This is a genomic window from Acholeplasma laidlawii PG-8A, assembly GCF_000018785.1.
GTDB classification, from domain to species: domain Bacteria; phylum Bacillota_I; class Bacilli_A; order Acholeplasmatales; family Acholeplasmataceae; genus Acholeplasma; species Acholeplasma laidlawii.
In genome coordinates this window covers 750,557-767,843 of the sequence record NC_010163.1, presented here as the reverse complement: position 1 = coordinate 767,843, position 17,287 = coordinate 750,557, and the positions used below count along the sequence as shown (strand labels likewise).

General features: G+C 32.0%; 10 protein-coding genes. All 10 read left to right on the top strand.

What is annotated here, in order from left to right:
* The first annotated feature begins 78 nt into the window (after positions 1-78).
* The 10 genes from ACL_RS03610 to ACL_RS03565 all read left to right on the top strand — a co-directional run bounded on the left by ACL_RS03610 (position 79) and on the right by ACL_RS03565 (position 17,286).
* Positions 79-1,710 (top strand): ABC transporter substrate-binding protein, encoded by a 1,632-nt coding sequence (locus ACL_RS03610; RefSeq protein ID WP_012242672.1) that lies wholly within the window; start codon positions 79-81, stop codon positions 1,708-1,710.
* Positions 1,711-1,789: 79 nt separating this feature from the next.
* Positions 1,790-4,780 (top strand): extracellular solute-binding protein, encoded by a 2,991-nt coding sequence (locus ACL_RS03605; RefSeq protein ID WP_012242671.1) that lies wholly within the window; start codon positions 1,790-1,792, stop codon positions 4,778-4,780.
* Positions 4,764-5,693 (top strand): carbohydrate ABC transporter permease, encoded by a 930-nt coding sequence (locus ACL_RS03600; protein ID WP_012242670.1) that lies wholly within the window; start codon positions 4,764-4,766, stop codon positions 5,691-5,693. Before ACL_RS03605 ends, ACL_RS03600 begins: the two co-directional genes overlap by 17 nt.
* Positions 5,694-5,708: 15 nt before the next feature.
* A complete protein-coding gene (locus tag ACL_RS03595) occupies positions 5,709-6,584 on the top strand; it encodes a carbohydrate ABC transporter permease (protein WP_012242669.1) in 876 nt (291 codons plus the stop codon).
* Between the two features lie 5 nt (positions 6,585-6,589).
* Positions 6,590-8,632, top strand: a complete 2,043-nt coding sequence (locus tag ACL_RS03590; protein WP_012242668.1) for a YIP1 family protein — start codon at positions 6,590-6,592, stop codon at positions 8,630-8,632.
* A complete protein-coding gene (locus tag ACL_RS03585; RefSeq protein ID WP_012242667.1) occupies positions 8,619-11,141 on the top strand; it encodes a DUF5696 domain-containing protein in 2,523 nt (840 codons plus the stop codon). The genes ACL_RS03590 and ACL_RS03585 overlap by 14 nt, the downstream gene beginning before the upstream one ends.
* A 12-nt stretch (positions 11,142-11,153) precedes the next feature.
* On the top strand, positions 11,154-12,161 hold the full coding sequence (locus ACL_RS03580; protein ID WP_012242666.1) for a carbohydrate ABC transporter permease: 1,008 nt from the start codon (positions 11,154-11,156) through the stop codon (positions 12,159-12,161).
* A complete protein-coding gene (locus tag ACL_RS03575) occupies positions 12,158-13,285 on the top strand; it encodes a carbohydrate ABC transporter permease (protein ID WP_012242665.1) in 1,128 nt (375 codons plus the stop codon). The genes ACL_RS03580 and ACL_RS03575 overlap by 4 nt, the downstream gene beginning before the upstream one ends.
* 1 nt (position 13,286) lies before the next feature.
* Positions 13,287-14,180: a glycoside hydrolase family 16 protein gene (locus tag ACL_RS03570; protein WP_012242664.1), complete on the top strand. Its 894-nt coding sequence runs from the start codon at positions 13,287-13,289 to the stop codon at positions 14,178-14,180.
* Position 14,181: 1 nt separating this feature from the next.
* A complete protein-coding gene (locus ACL_RS03565) occupies positions 14,182-17,286 on the top strand; it encodes a hypothetical protein (RefSeq protein ID WP_012242663.1) in 3,105 nt (1,034 codons plus the stop codon).
* Position 17,287 lies beyond the last annotated feature (1 nt).

Sequence of the window (17,287 nt, the reverse complement as noted above, 5' to 3'; positions counted from 1 at the left end):
ACTATAGTTGTAATCGTTTTCATAAGGTGATATAATAAAAATGTCTATTAATTATACATTCCAAATAGGAGGAAAAGTATGAAAAAGATTTTTGTTTCAAGTTTACTTGCAATGGTAGTATTACTATTAGTAGCTTGTGGTCCTAGTTATAAAGGATTAGATAAAGCGGCTAGTGGTGAAATTACAATTATGTTGTGGTCAGGAGACGGAGAATTCTACCAAGATATCGGTAAGAAAAATCTAACACCTGATCAGTTAGTCTCTCAAAATGCTGCAACTATTTATGCAGTAGCTAAAGAGTTTAACAAAGATTATCCAAATGTTAAGATCAATGTTATCACTAAAGTCAATGGTCCACATGATGATGGTGTGAGTTGGTCTCAGTTTAGAGAAAACTTCATTTTAGAACATGGTAAAACAATTGATATATGGGCATCAACAGATTTACCTGGTGAAGTTCAACGTGGTATGGTATCAGACTTATCTGTATTTAGTGATGACCCTATGTATAAATCATTTAATAAAGGTATTATGAGCATGATGAATTACTATGGAGTTCAAGCTGGTTTACCACAATTCTTACAACCTTGGGGCGTATATATCAATAAGCAATTAGCAGATGATAACAATATTGATATTCCTGATCCAGATTGGACAATTGATGAATATACAGACTTTGTTAGCCATTCTGTAGCTAATTCTTGGTATGGTTCTATGGATACTCCAAAGAGTTTTATATTCACAGGATCAACTACAATGGCACAATCACTTGTTAATCATACTGGAAATGATCCATATATTGATCTTAATTCTGCACAAGTTAGATCATTAATTCCTTATATCGCTGAATGGTCAGAACACTCAGTATGGCCACAATTTGATAAAGTAGGCGACCCAATGGCTCCATTTATGGATGCTAATGGTTGGTGGAGTTTCAACTTCTTTAAAAATGGTGCATTATTAACACTTGATGGAGATCCTTGGATGTTAGGTGATGCTGCAAACCCTGATCCATTACATTGGGGTGCTGTTCAATCAAACAATTGGGATATTTATCCAAGACCTAGTACAGATTACGTTGATAATACAGTAGGTGTAGTACTTGACCCACTTGCAATTCATAATTATGCTTTAGATGATAATAATTCAGAATTATCTGATGAAGAATTTAATAAATTACAAATTGCTTATACATTTGCATCATTCTGGATTGGTGATGACCGTGCATGGCAAGCAAGAGCTGACCAAATGTATACAAATGGTGCTACAGTTAAAACTGCTATGAATGACTCTGTACCTCTAGTAACTGGTGCTGCATTTGAACGTCAAATGGATATTTGGTTCTCTGCAGAAAATCATACAATGCTTGCAGATAAAGAACAATTCCCTGGTTTCCACTATATGATGGAAGTATTCTCATCAGGTAAAGTTATTGACGTCTCTGATAAAGCTTACCCTTGGTATTACGATAAAGATGGTGTAAGATCTGAAATTCTATATGAATGGAATAACTTTAACTTACCAACCGTCTTAACTGGTAACCCTGAAGCTACTTCTCCACGTCGTACAGATGCTGGATTTACAAATGCTGTATTAGCTAAGTTGCCTGAATGGAATACACAGGTAAACCAAAGATTTGCTGATGAATGGGCTAAGTTGAAAGCCGGACTTAAAACACATTACGGCAAGACAGACGCTGATTTTAAATAATAAATTTTAGTAATCTTTATTATGTTGGCACTAGACAATTGTTTGGTGCCTTCATAATGAAAAAGGGAGGTTTTTTATCATGATGGGTAAAATTAAACGATCTATTGTTTGGGGTTTAGCGACTGTTTTATTAGTTTTTGCTATCATTTACTTTACAAGAGGTACTTCAATTTATAAGCCAGATGGAACTATAACAAATGATTTAGTTTCAGAAACAAAAACACTATTAAATGCATCCATTAATAATGCAAGATATACGTATGTCGATTATTTAAGCGATCATCAACAAAATGTTGATTATGGCTTAAGTACAATTACAGCAAGTTTAACAAACTCTGATGCATTAATAGATTCAGAGAATATGCAATATAGTTTGATAATGACAAAAGATAAAATAGCTACTTACGAAATAGAAATACAAGAAGCTGGTTATTATCATGTAGGTATGAACTATAAAGTATCGAATGCTACACTGAATCAAATTACTATTGCACTAAAAATTAATGATGAAAGTTATTATCAAGAAATGCAGACTATCGAACTACCTATCATTTGGCAAGATGAGTCAAAAAATTATCTGACAGATCGCTATGGTGATGAAGTGTTGCCAAATCAAATAATTATGGATGATTGGCAGTATGTAGCTGCATATAATAATACCTATATTTCTATTGATCCACTCTTATTTTATTTTAAACAAGGTTTAAATCAACTAACCATTGAAAATACATCCTCCTCTAAATTTATAATAGGAGATATTGATGTATTTAAACCTGTTTTACAAATCGACTACGATACATATATTAACCAAAACAACTATGAGATTATTGATGGAATTATTGATATAGATGCAACCAATTATAGTTATAAAAACTCAAGTTATGTACAAGCATACAGTGAGGTAAATCCTAGTGTTTTACCTTTTGACCCAGTTTATAAAAAGTTAAATGTAATTGACGGAAGAACTTGGCAACGTCCAGGTCAATCTTTAACCTATGAAGTCAACGTAGAAAAATCAGGCCTTTATAAACTGGCATTTAGATATTCTAATCCTAAAGCTGATTTTCCTGTTTTTAGATCTATTAAAATTAATGGACAGATTCCGTTTAATGAAGTAAGAGCATACCAGTTTAAATCTACAAAAGCAGGCAATTGGCGCGTAGAAACATTGGGCAATGAACAAACAGATTACTATTTTTATTTCCAATCAGGTAAAAATACAATTACTTTAAGAGCGGAAAGCGAACCCGTTCAAGAAGCTGTTAGAAACATACAAATGCTTATAGATCATATCAATACATTTACTTTGGAAATCAGAAAAATTACAGGTAAAGAAGTTGATAAGAATAGAACTTGGAGATTTAGTGAACAAATGCCTGAATCTAAGGCATATTTGGAAAGTTATATCTTACTTCTAAAGGCTAGTATTGATGAACTCAGTTTGTTTGCACCAAATGGTGCAAAATCAGCAACAATTAGTAACCTTCAAAAATCATTATCAAGAGCAGAAAACATCTATAAAGATTACAATAGATTGCCATTATATTTAGAGGATCTTGTTGGGGGAACTGGCTCTATTAATCAATTTTTAGGTGATATTTTAGATACACTAAATAATCAACAAATGTATTTGAATCAATTGCATTTATATAATAACACGCGATTGAGAAAGGCAAATCCGAATATTTTTGAATCACTTTATGCTGGAACACAATCATTTATCGCAAGTTTTAGTTCGAATAAATATGCCTTAACTAAAGAAGATGGTGTTTTAGATGTTTGGGTAAACAGACCCATAACTTATGTAGATATGATGCAAAAGATGGCAGATCAAACATTTACACCTCAAACTGGTATTCAAGTTAAGATTTCAGTAATGCCTGATGCAAATAAACTTGTTATGGCATCTGCTGCAAATCAACAGCCGGATGTTGCACTAGGACTAGCAAGTTATATGCCTTTTGACTTAGCAATTAGAAATTCAGCGTATGACTTAACCAGTTTTGATGATTATTGGGAATTCGCATCACAATTTGCACCAGGCGCATTTGTTCCTTATATTTTAAATGATAAAGCTTATGCATTACCTGAAACTTTGGACTTTAATGTTGTCATGTATAGAAAAGATATATTTGATGCTTTAAATTTTATGGTACCAGATACATGGGAAGAAGTGATTCAAATTCTACCTGAATTACAAAAGTATGGTATGAATTTCTACCATCCAATTGCAGGTGGAACTGCAATTAAGTGGTTTTATCAAACCTCTGGGTTTATATATCAATTTGGTGGTAATATTTACTCTGAAGATGGCTTAAGAACAAGTATTAATGAAAAAGAAGCCGTTCAAGGTTTAACTTTCTTAAATCAATTATTTACAAACTATGCTTTACCTGAGCAAGTAGTTTCATTTTATAATTCATTTAGATATGCAACACTACCAATTGGAATCGCGGACTTTGGAACTTATCAACTTATTAAAAATGCTGCACCTGAATTAACTGGGATGTGGGAAATAGCACCTTATCCTAGTATAACTACTGAAGCAGCTGGTACGAACCGTCACTATATTGCTAATGGTACAGCAGGTATGATTATGAATGAAACTGATCAACCTGATGATGCATGGGATTTTTTAAAGTGGTGGATGTCAACTGAAACTCAATCACAATTTTCATTTAATTTACAGTCTACTTATGGACCTACTTATGCATGGATTTCTGGTAATATTAATGCATTTATGGCATCACCTTTTTCCGAAAAAGATAAAGAAGTAATTTTAGAACAAATTAAATGGTTAATAGATGTACCGAGAACACCTGGTCAATATATGTTAGAAAGATCGATTTCAGATATATGGAATACAGCAGTGTTTGATGGAACACCTACAGGTATTGCTGTAGACAGATATACCATTTTAATAAACAGAGAAATGCGAAAGAAAATGATTGAATTTGGTTTTCTTGATAATGAAGGAAACCTAATAAAACCATATGTAATTAGAGATATTACATGGGTTAGAAATCAAATGTTAGATGCATCAGGAGGCTATCATGGATCAAACGATTAAGCGTAAAAATGTATTTTTCAAAAATGCAAAGTTTAAAGATAGCCTCACAGTATTTTTCATGTTACTACCCTATGTCTTGTTATTTAGTTTATTTATAGCATTTCCTGTAGCAATTGCAATTTACCTATCTTTAACATCCTTTAATGTAATTGAAATGCCTCAATACTTGGGATTAACAAATTTCATTAATATATTTACACAAGACCCAGTATTTTTAAAATATATTTTACCAAATACATTAATGTTTTCACTAATTGTTGGACCAGGTGGCTACATGCTATCTTTCCTACTTGCATGGATGCTCGCACAAATACAAGTAGTACCAAGAACGATCATTGCACTGGCAGTTTATTCACCTTCCATGGTAGGTGGAGTATTTATTTCAGTTGTTTGGCGTACACTTTTTTCAGGTGATGAATCCGGTTATATTAATGCTATTTTGATGGATATGAATATATTGGACCGACCGATACAGTTTCTACAATCACCACAATATTTAATGCCAATTATTATCGTAGTTGCTCTATGGAGTAGTATGGGTGTAGGGTTTTTAGCAATGTTGGCTGGTATATTAAATGGGAATGAAGAACTTTATGAGGCAGCTTATATTGAAGGGATTCGTAATAAATTTCAAGAAGTTGTCTATGTAACAATACCAATGATGAAACCTCAAATGTTATTCGGAGCTGTTATGGCGATCGTGGCAACTTTCACAAACGGATATATTGGCGTTGCATTATCTGGATCTAATCCAACACCTCAAAATGCAGCACAGCTAATCACAAACCATATTGATGATTTTGGATTTATTCGCTATGAAATGGGCTATGCTGCGGCATTATCAGTAGTTTTACTTTTACTAATATGGGTATTTTCTAAAATAGCATACCGCTTATTTGCGGAAAAAGATTAAAGGAGGGGTGATGATATGAGTTTTCAAGGAACTAAAATAAATCCAACGAGTTTTTCTAAATCACAAATCCCTTTTTATCTAATCTTGCTTCCGATGGCTATATTTATGTTACTTCCTGTACTATTTATAATTAATCAAGCATTTAAACCTTTAGATGAATTATTCTTATTTCCTCCAAGATTCTTTGTTCAAAATCCTACTTTCGGAAATTTTACTGAACTCTTTAGAACAGCTACATCTACCGGGGTTCCTTTAATCCGATACTTATTTAATACACTGGTAGTAACAATCATTCTTGTATTTTTAACAATATTTTTAAGTGTCATGACAGGCTATGTGCTATCAAAGAAACACTTCAGAGCTAAAAAGGCGTTATTTGGTTTAAATCAAACTGCCCTAATGTTTGTTAGAACAGCAGTTGTGATTCCAACTTATTTTATTATTGTTCAAGTTGGTTTGAATAATAATCCACTTGTTCATATACTGCCTTATTTAGCAGTACCAGTGAATGTATTTTTAATGAAACAGTTTATTGATCAAGTTCCAGATGCATTAATTGAAGCTGCAAGAATCGATGGGGCAAATGACTTTCAGATCCTATTTAAAATAATCTATCCACTCACTAAAAATGCGATTGCGACAGTAGCTATTTTAACCTTTCAAGCTACATGGGGAGCAGTTGAAGCATCTAATTTATACATTCAGGATGAATCTATGAAGTCCTTTGCATTTTATTTAAATACGTTAGCACTGGCAAACACAGGTTCTGCACTAGCAGGTGTTGGTATGGCTGCAGCTGCCGGATTAATAATGTTCTTACCGAATTTAATTATTTTTATCATTATGCAGTCTAGGGTTATGAACACTATGGCTCATGCAGGGATTAAGTAGGTGATATGATGAAAAATACTAAAAGAATAATTACAATTTTACTATTCATAGTTGCATTCATAGTCATATACGCCACACCAGTATTTGCATCAGCAGCTACAAGTTATACGTTGACTTTAAATGCGAAGGGCGAGTTTGTAAGAACTCAAGATGCGTATTTACCACTAAGAACTACAATGGAATTAAATTTAAACAAACCAGAAGATATGATGTTTGATGATGATGGGTTTTTATGGATAGCCGATACTGGAAATATGCGTATTTTAAAATATGACTCAGTAACAAATGAGTTATTATTCGAACTGACCTATCCTGAATTTTTAGCACCTAAAGGTTTATATATTTCCAGTCGTGGATTATATGTTGCAGATAGTGCAGCTAAAGCAGTTTTTAGATTTGATCTTGATGGTACTTTTATTGAAAAATTTGAACGTCCGGATTCCTTATCATTTGGTGAAACGAGTTTTGAACCAAGTAAAATCGCAGTGGATAATCGCGGAAATTTATATATCTATGGTGAAGGTGTTTCAAACGGTATTATCCAATTATCTAACATTGGTGAATTCTTAGGATTTTTCACAACAAATAAAATCAGACTTTCAGTCGTTCAACAATTTCAAAAACTCATACTAACACCAGAACAGTTTGATAATTTACTTGCGAGAAGTCCACAAACATTCTCAAGCATATTTATCGACGATAACTCGATGGTTTATACTACAACGATGAGTACTTATTTCAATGCTGTTAAAAAACATAACACACAAGGCGGTAATATTTTCAAACGTATGATATCTTTTGATGATGCAAGAGATATTTATGTTGACAAAGAAGGTATCGTATATGCCGGTATGCAATCAGGTGCTATATTTGTATATGATCAAACCGGTGATTTTATTTTCTATTTTGGTGCAAGTAACTCTGATATCTCCTCAAATCAAGATATCTCTGGTGTCTTCCAAAGACTTTCTTCGATTGCAGTACGAGATGATGGTGTTATATTTGCCTTAGATGATGCAAAATCATTTCTACAATCCTTTGAACCAACCGCATATGCAAAAGAAATATATAGAGCTATTAATCTATATGAAGACAGATTATACCAAGAAGCTATTGATGCATGGAGCGAAGTACTTAATTTAAATCAAATGTCTGTGATTGCTCATAATAACATTGCAAAATCTTATCTACAGTTACAGGATTATGAATCTGCAATGCATCATTTTGAACTTGCAGGTAATCGTACAGGTTATTCAGAAGCATCCTGGGAAGTTAGAAATCTTGTGATACAAAGTTATTTAGGTATATTTATTATTGCACTTATCTTTATTTACTTTAGTAATTTAGTATTACATAAAGTAGATAAAAAAACAGGTAAAGTAACTCAATTCACACAACCGATTAAAAAATCATTTGATAAACCTATCTTAAGAGAATTAAGTTTCATGTTTAAAGTCATGAGAAAACCAATCGATAGTTTTGAAGACTTAAAACATGGACATCAAGGTTCTTTTAGAGCCACACTCATTTTATATGTAGCTATCTTTATCACCTTTATTTTCTTTAATACATCTAAAGGGTTCATCTATCAATACATATTAGTAGAAGATATTGATATCACTGCACTTGTTTTAGGGTTTACAGCAGTAACCTTATTGTTTGTAATCTGTAATTATTTAGATACATCAATTAATGATGGTATCGGTAAACTTAAACAGATCTTTATGATGTTTGTATATGCTCTAGGACCTTTATTCTTAGCTTTATTACTCGTTACACTACTATCACACGTACTTACATATAATGAAGTCTTTTTCTTAGATTTTATAATGACTTTTGGCACCATTTGGTCGTTCATATTAATTTATCTAGGCATTAGTGAAATACATGAATATTCTGGTAAGGAAACCATACGAAGTATATTTATGAGTTTACTGTTTGCAATTATCATTGTTGTTGTCTTAATCATCATCATCACCATGTGGCAACAACTCTATCTATTCTTAGATGCAATTATTAAGGAGTTGATTAGAAATGTTTTCAATTAAAAGAACTATTCTAGTAATCTGTATCGTTATATTACTTGGTTTCACGGTGAATGCGGTATATATTGAATCTAGTAAAGATACTAAAATGCCACCTGATGAAGTCGTAATCGTACCACTAAATAAGGATGGCTTTACACTCATTCAAGAAAATGCCAACTTTGAATACTATTATAAAAAACATAATGGTATATTTGCTGTCTATGATAAAAGAAACGGTTTTACTTGGAAAAGTGGTATTGATCATGACTATGATGGTTACATTGAAAGTACTGTAGAATTATTTATTAAAAATAATCCAGGTGCATCAGATGAAGACATATTAGCTATTGCAAAACCTTTAGAGGAACAAATGAACAACTCTAGAGAAGGTATTGCAAACTCTTTAATCATGATTGAATATCTCAATCGCTTAAGTCCAAATCGTCCTTTAACACAAACAGGAAGTAGTACAAAGAACTTCATTATTGCACCAGATTTAAACAATCCTGAAATAGAAACAGTTCAAGAACGTGTATCTAATTCTGTGAATACGGACGTTTTAAAGAATGTAAACAACGATCCTAACCATTTTAGACTTGATTTTAAATTTAAAGCCATTGATGTAGAGGTTAAGGTACATCTACATTTAACTTTAGATGGATTTTCTATTGAAATTAGAGATAGCGAAATTGAGGGAGATGACACAGATTTAATTGGATCAATCTCCATCGCACCTTTTATGGGTTCTTACGGTGGTAAGATTTCTTTACCAAGTGTACATACTGAAACCTTTGAATCCGAAGAAGGCACAATAACAGAAAAAGAAGTAAAGTGGGACACGGTAGTCAATAAACCTAGAAATGAAGGCTACATATTCGTTCCAGATGGAAGTGGCGCATTAATCCGTTTTACAGATTACCAATCCTCATTAAATGGTTATACTGGTCATGTATATGGACAAGATATTGCACAATTACCATCACATAGCCGCACAGAACCCAATTTTATACCTCATAAAGATCCATCTATGCCAGTATTTGGTATCTCTTATGGCGATGGAACTCAAGCAGCATTTTTATCACACACTAGTAGTGGTGATGAGTATATGCAAATATATGCTAGACCATCTAACTCAAGTGATGCCTATAACTTAACTGATTATATGATTGCACATTCAAGATATCTATATAATCGAGTCTATACTCAAGTTTATAATCAGTCTGGAGCAAGCTATCAGTCCTTATTTGAGGAAAGAAATCACTTTGACATCCATCAACATTTTTATATGCTTGCAGGAGATGGTACAACTCTAGATAACCCTTATCGCGCAGATTATGTCGGTATGGCAATTAAATATCGTGATTATTTACATGAATCAGGCGTATTAAGTTATAAAAATGAACAGTTTATAAATATTCCAATGAGAATTGACTTCTTAATGAGTGATGCAAAAAATGCATTAATCGGAACAGAAGATGTTGTTGTTACAACAATTGATGAAGTAAAAAAGATTTTAGAAACATTACAAAATGAAGGTGTCTATAATATTAATTCAGGGTTACTCGGTTACCAAAAAGGTGGTGTAACTCTCGGTCGAAAATCAAGCCCTAATTGGAGTGATTCAATAGGTAGTAAATCTAAATTTACTCAAACAGTTAAGTATCTAAATGAACTTGGTATCGATGTATCCTTACATCAAGACTATACAACAATTTACTCTGAAAATATGTTCTTAATAGATAATGCGATGAAACATATCGGAGGTTGGTATAGTGAATATAACTATAGAAGAACAACTGGCCCGGTAGAAAAGCAGTATTATGCTACACCTAATAGAGCATCATCATGGGTCTTAAATACTTATAATAAGACCTCTAAAATGGGCTTTGAAAGTTATACTTATGATGGCATTTCAAACCTCTTGTATAGCCATTATAGAAGTAATGAAAATATTACTACTGTTACAGATACAATAAAACTTTATGAAGATACTTTTACTAAGATTGATGCATCAACAAAGATTAATGCCATCATGCCTAATATGTATTTATGGCCATACGTTGATAGACATTTAAGTACACCCCTATTTAGTTCTCAACACCTTGTTGAAACTGATACTGTACCATTCTTACAATTGGTATTGAATGGTGCTATGGAGAATTATGCGACCTATTCAAACTTCTCATTCTACCAACAAAAAGATGTATTAAGAATGATAGACTACAATACATTCCCATCATTTGTATTAACACACGATCCTGCCTATAAATTAATTGCAACACATTCATCTAACTATTATTCTACTGAATTTACATTATATGAAGAGATGATAAAAGATATCTATAATGATGTCAACAGTGCACTCGCAAGTGTGATGAATGAGGTGTGGGTAGGTAGAAGCGTACTACAACCAGGTGTTATTGTAAATACCTATGCAAACGGCTATGAAGTTGTAATTAACTACACAGAAGATACTGTAATCTATAAAGGTATAACCGTTGAAAAGCTTAACTATAAGCTTGTTATTTAAAGGAGGATTTGTATGTCAAAATTAAGGGTTAGAAAACCGAAAAATGAAAATGTAGCATACTTATTTTTACTTCCTTGGTTGATAGGATTGATATTTTTCATTATCTATCCATTCATCAATACAATCTGGTTAAGTTTTAATTTAGTATCTAAAGACGTCTATGGTTGGACATATTCATTTATTGGAACTGAAAATTATGTAACAGCATTTTTTAGAAATACTGAGTTTAACCAGTTAGTTGTAGGCTTTATTTCTATGGAAATTACTTATGTGCCTATGATTTTAGTTATATCTTTAATCCTAGCAATACTACTTAATAGTAAAATTAAATTTAGAACGGGTTTCAGATTAATATTTTTCTTCCCTGTAGTTGTTATTAGTGGACCTGTTATGACACAATTAAGAAGTTCTAATACCATGCAACTCATGGATATATCAGAATTACTCATATTTAGGATGATCGACAATATTTCGCCTTTCTTTAGTAACATTTTAATGTCGATTTTTGATAATTTTACATTAATACTTTGGTTTACAGGGATACCAATTATATTATTTTTAAATGGTTTACAAAAAATTGATAATAGTTTATATGAAGCAGCACAAATCGATGGTGCTAATTCATGGCAAATGCTATGGAAGATTATGCTACCAAATTTAAGATCTACTGGACTTGTTGTAGGTATTTATACTGTGGTACAAATAGCAATCTTTGAAGTGAATCCGATTTACTCATTTGTCGTCGGTACTATCAACTCCAACTATACGAATGGTTTAGGATTTGCTGCTGCAGTTGTTATTGTTTATTCTGCGATAGTACTTGCATTTGTTGGTGTTATATTCTTAGTTCTAAGAACTAAAGATGACACAAAATATCTAGATACATTAAAGGAAAAACAACTCAAACATATCGCACGTATCAATCGTGTTCAATTGAAGAAATTAAGAGATGAAGAAACACTTAAAGAATGGTTTGATCGTGTATTTAAGAAGAAGAAAGATAAAGGTGACATGTCATGATTAAATATATGAATGACCTATTTGGTAAAATTAAATTACTATTTAAAAAAGTCACCTCACACATTTCTATAAGTAAAATACGAAAATACTTATTTGGGCATAAAGCTAGTGGTGGTGTTATCGGTAAACTTGTCATCTATGTATTATTAATTGGTATTAGTTATGTATTTTTATTTCCAATTATTCGTATGATTTTACTCTCATTTATGACGAGAAAGGACTTATTAAGTCCTGAGGTTTCATGGATTCCAACTGGATTAACTTTTAGTAACTTTGTTGTTTCTAATCATGTACTACAGTTACTACCACCTTCTTGGTTTGCACCAGGTTTAAGTTTTATCGATCGTTTTTTAGGTACATTTACAAATCCAGGTAACTTGATTAAAAGCTTATTTAACATGACTACACTTGCACTAATTCAAACAGTTATTGCTGCATTTACAGGCTTTGCTTTTGCACGATATAATTTTAAGTTTAAGAAATTCTTCTTTGTGATGTTATTAGTGTCCTTCATTATTCCACTACCAATGGTCACAGTACCTAGAATTATGATTATAAGCGGTATACAAGAAAATATTTGGATTCCTATTTATGATGCTTTATTTGCTAATAATTTCTTAGGTTCATTTTTCAGTAGAGCGTTATTTTCCACACTAATTCCTCAAGTACTATTTTCATTTTTTGGCCAAGGTATCAACTCAGCTATTCTTATATTAATTTTCTATAATTTCTTTAAAATGATTCCAATTACATTAGATGAAGCAGCACGAATTGATGGAGCATCTTCATTCCAAGTATTTTGGCATATTTATGTTAAGTTAGTTGTCCCAATTATTTTAATCGTATTTCTATTTTCATTTATTTGGAATTGGAATGATATCTATACAGCAACTATTTATTATCAATCTGGTAATCCGCTTGTAGTCATGAGATTAAGTCTATTTGATTCAATATTTGCAGATCAAGCAAATAGTGCACCAGGTGATGTTGGTATCGGTTTAATTAACGAAGGTTATAAATCTGCAGCAACATTCTTGTCTATCTTACCTTTATTTATTATTTATATAGTTGCACAAAAGCAATTTATTGCAGGTATTGAACGTACCGGAATGACAGGTGAATAACATGAAAAAAACTGTGATTGCATTATGTGTATTATTGTTTACATCCTTGCTAATTGCTTGTGATAAAAGAGAAGATGAACCACCCATTGTAGTAGAACGCTCTAAAATTGAAGGTTATACTTATGATAAAGACAATATTACTGATTATGCTTTGGTGTGGTCTGATGAGTTTGATTATGAAGGTTTACCTGATGATGATAAATGGGGTTATGATGTAGGCGGACACGGATGGGGAAATAATGAACTACAAAATTACACAAGTGATCAAAACGCCTTTGTTAAAGATGGCATACTCACCATAGAAGCGATAAAAGATGAAAAAGGAAGTTGGACATCAGCACGTATGGTCACCAGAAATAAAGGTGATTGGAAGTGGGGTAAGATTGAAGTGAGAGCTAAACTTCCAACAGGTCGCGGAACGTGGCCTGCAATATGGATGTTACCTACTGATTGGCAGTATGGTAGTTGGCCAAATAGTGGTGAAATAGATATCATGGAACACGTAGGTTATGACCAAAACCGTATTCATGCGAGTATCCATACCCAAGCATATAATCACAAAATAGGCACTCAAAAAGGTGGTTCTAAAGTGATTCCAACTGCAAGTGAAGCTTTTCATACCTATACAGTTGAATGGTTTCCAGATTTGATAATTTTTTCAATTGATAACGAAGTGTATTATACTTATAATCCTTTTAATTTGGTTGATATACCAAAAAACAGACACTGGCCATTTGATCGACGTTTTCATCTATTATTAAATATCGCAATAGGTGGTGATTGGGGTGCAGCTCAAGGTATAGATCCTGAATTGAGCTATGCCAAAATGGAAATTGATTTTGTTAGAGTGTATCAATCACCAACAATTCAAAATTTAGTAAGGGAAATTGATTAATATGACATATTTTAATGAGGAAACAAAAGAATTTATATTTGAAAACTATCATAAGTTAAAACCTTTTGCTTCATTTTTACCAGGTATTGCAGGTAAAAATGGCGTACCTATGTGGACTTATTATGTCAATAGAGGTCAATTAATTGCATCTTTTGGTATTGAGAATAAAGACCACGCTATATTAGATTTCACACCTGCAAATTTAAGTTATAGAAATACTTCAGTAAATGGTTTTAGGACTTTTTTAAAGGTTAATGATCAATGTTTTGAACCCTTTGGTACAACAGATAGCAATAGAAAATTATTCATTGGAAGAAATAAAGTATCTATTGAAGAAACGAACAATGATGTTCAAACTACTGTTAAATACTTTCACGTAACTGAGAAAAAGTATCCTGGATTAGTAAGGAAAGTTCAGTTTAAAGCACTTAAAGATATGAAGTTAAGCTTCATCGATGGGTTAGCAACATTCTGGCCCTATGGAACTGGTTTATATGCACAAAAAAACATGTCAAATTTAGCTGTAGCATGGTTTGATGTATTTAATCAAGAAAACCACATTCCATTTATGAAAAATCGCTCTACAACGGAAGATACAGAAGAAATTAGTGCATTAGAAGCAGGTAATTTCTATGTAAGTGTGGACCAACATCATAAGCGATTAAAACCAATTTATGACTCATCTATCATCTTTGGATACCAAAATGAACTTGCAGTACCACATGTATTTAATCAGATGCCATATGATGAGTTTATACGTCAAAATCAAGCATCAACAAACCAGCTACTTTCCGGATTTTCAACACATGAGGTTCATTTAAGAAAAGATGAAACTTATACATTTTATACATTACTAGGGTCTTATAGCAATTTAGATTCATTGAATGAATCTGCACGTCATTGGGATTTTAATTATTTTGAGTCACTTGAAGCGTTAAGTGAATCATTTATTGAAGAACTCGTTGCTCCTATGGATACACAGACGAATTATCCTTTATTTGATCAATATATGAAACAATCGTTCTTAGATAATTTACTAAGAGGTGGTTTTCCATATATATTTAAGGGGTTAAATAAAGATCATGTTTACCATACATATTCTAGAATTCACGGTGATATGGAAAGAGAATACAATAATTTTTATATAGAACCAAGATATTACTCTCATGGTAATGGTAGTTATAGAGATGTAAATCAAAATAGAAGAAATGATGTGTATTTTGTAAAAGAAGCTGGTATTTTTAATATAGTACAGTTTTTAGAATTAATTCAACTAGATGGACACAATCCATTGACCATTGAAGGCTCAAGATTTACGTTTAATCAAAAGTATCAAAATAAATTATTAGAACATGTTGTTAAGGGTGAGAATAAACTCATAGATTATCTTAAAAAGCCTTTTACTCCAGGCTCTTTATTGATGTTTATTGAAAACAATATAGAAACTAACATTTCACCTCAAACATTATTAGACTTAATCATGTATTATACTGATCAAACGACTCAAAGTAGCTTTGGAACAGGTTATTGGTCAGATCACTGGATTTATAATCTAGATTTAATTGAACAATATCTAGCAATTTTTCCTGATAAAATAGATTTTATGCTTTTTGACCAACCTATTAAATTCTATCAGTCAAAAATGAGTGTTTATCCAAGAAAATATAAGTATGTTCTTAACAAAGAAGGTTTTCCACGTCAATTAGGTGGACTTTATGAAGATAAAGAAAAAGTAAAATCTTTAGATTTAAAACAAGGTTCAAACTTTCATAAATTTACAAACGGTAAAACTGTATCAGTCAATTTATATTCAAAATTATTACATTTAGCAACGATCAAAACAGCAAGTTTAGACCCAATGGGTATGGGTGTAATGATGGATAGCGAAAAACCTGGTTGGAATGATGCAATGAACGGTTTACCTGCCATTTTTGGATCAGGTACGACTGAAACTATAAATTTAGCTCGATTATTTAAATACTTAATTGAGTTTAGTCATCTATTTAAATCTAAAACTGTATCTATTCAATCAGATATATATGATTTTTTTACGAACTTAACTCATCATATTGATGATGGATTTGATAAGATACAAGACATTAGAGAAAGTTTTGATGCAAAAACAAACCTCTATCTGTCTGATGCATTTGTGGATATTACAATAGCCCAATTAATCCCATTGATTGAACGATTAAATGACTATATTCATAGGGGTATTAAAAATGCATTTGAACTAGGTAAAGGATTAATTCCTACTTATTTAACATTTGAAGCTACCACTTATCAAAAAAATGGTTTAAGACATCCTCATTTGAATTTAGAGTGTATTGATGTGACGAACTGGAAGGTTAGACCACTACCTCATTATTTAGAAGCACCCGCGCACTATCTAAAATCAATGCTCAATGTAATAGATGCTCATAGTGTACATCAACATGTAAAAGCATCAGGTATTTATGATGAAACTTTAGGTGTATATAAAACATCTGCATCTTTAGAGGATGAGACTTTAGAAATTGGTCGAGCACGTGCTTTTACAAAAGGCTGGCTTGAACGTGAGTCTTCTTTTGTACATATGAGTTATAAATATTTAATAGGCATGTTTAAATCAGGTCTTTATGATGAGTTTTACAAAGATATTAAAACAAGTATGCCACCTTTTATGGATCCTTTAGTTTATGGTAGAAGTACTTTAGAAAATGTAAGTTTTATTGCTACATCCAACAATCCAAATCCAAAAGTACATGGTCAGGGTTTTGTTGCCAGACTCACAGGTACGACATCAGAAGCTATGACTTTAATGTATTTAATGTTTCTAGGTAAACAACCTTTTAGTTATAAAGAAAATAAATTAACTTTTAAAGTGAATCCAAAAGTTATAAAGGATTTCTTTAAAGAAGGTAGGTTATCCTTTAAATTCCTTTCTCATATCACGATTACTATCCATAACCCACATCATGTTGACACATTTAACTTAAATGTAACACATTACACACTATCCAATCAAAATGAGCGTATTAAAATTCAAGGCGATAGTATTCTGGGTGAACATGCTGATGATATTAGAAATCTAAAATATAGTCATATAGATGCATATTTAGGTTAAA

Excerpts from the sequence above, each read along its gene's own strand:
- ACL_RS03570 (WP_012242664.1), top strand. The coding sequence starts at position 13,287 with ATGAAAAAAACTGTGATTGCATTATGTGTATTATTGTTTACATCCTTG.
- ACL_RS03605 (WP_012242671.1), top strand. The coding sequence starts at position 1,790 with ATGATGGGTAAAATTAAACGATCTATTGTTTGGGGTTTAGCGACTGTT.
- ACL_RS03575 (WP_012242665.1), top strand. The coding sequence starts at position 12,158 with ATGATTAAATATATGAATGACCTATTTGGTAAAATTAAATTACTATTT.
- ACL_RS03580 (WP_012242666.1), top strand. The coding sequence starts at position 11,154 with ATGTCAAAATTAAGGGTTAGAAAACCGAAAAATGAAAATGTAGCATAC.
- ACL_RS03585 (WP_012242667.1), top strand. The coding sequence starts at position 8,619 with ATGTTTTCAATTAAAAGAACTATTCTAGTAATCTGTATCGTTATATTA.
- ACL_RS03600 (WP_012242670.1), top strand. The coding sequence starts at position 4,764 with ATGGATCAAACGATTAAGCGTAAAAATGTATTTTTCAAAAATGCAAAG.
- ACL_RS03590 (WP_012242668.1), top strand. The coding sequence starts at position 6,590 with ATGATGAAAAATACTAAAAGAATAATTACAATTTTACTATTCATAGTT.
- ACL_RS03610 (WP_012242672.1), top strand. The coding sequence starts at position 79 with ATGAAAAAGATTTTTGTTTCAAGTTTACTTGCAATGGTAGTATTACTA.
- ACL_RS03595 (WP_012242669.1), top strand. The coding sequence starts at position 5,709 with ATGAGTTTTCAAGGAACTAAAATAAATCCAACGAGTTTTTCTAAATCA.
- ACL_RS03565 (WP_012242663.1), top strand. The coding sequence starts at position 14,182 with ATGACATATTTTAATGAGGAAACAAAAGAATTTATATTTGAAAACTAT.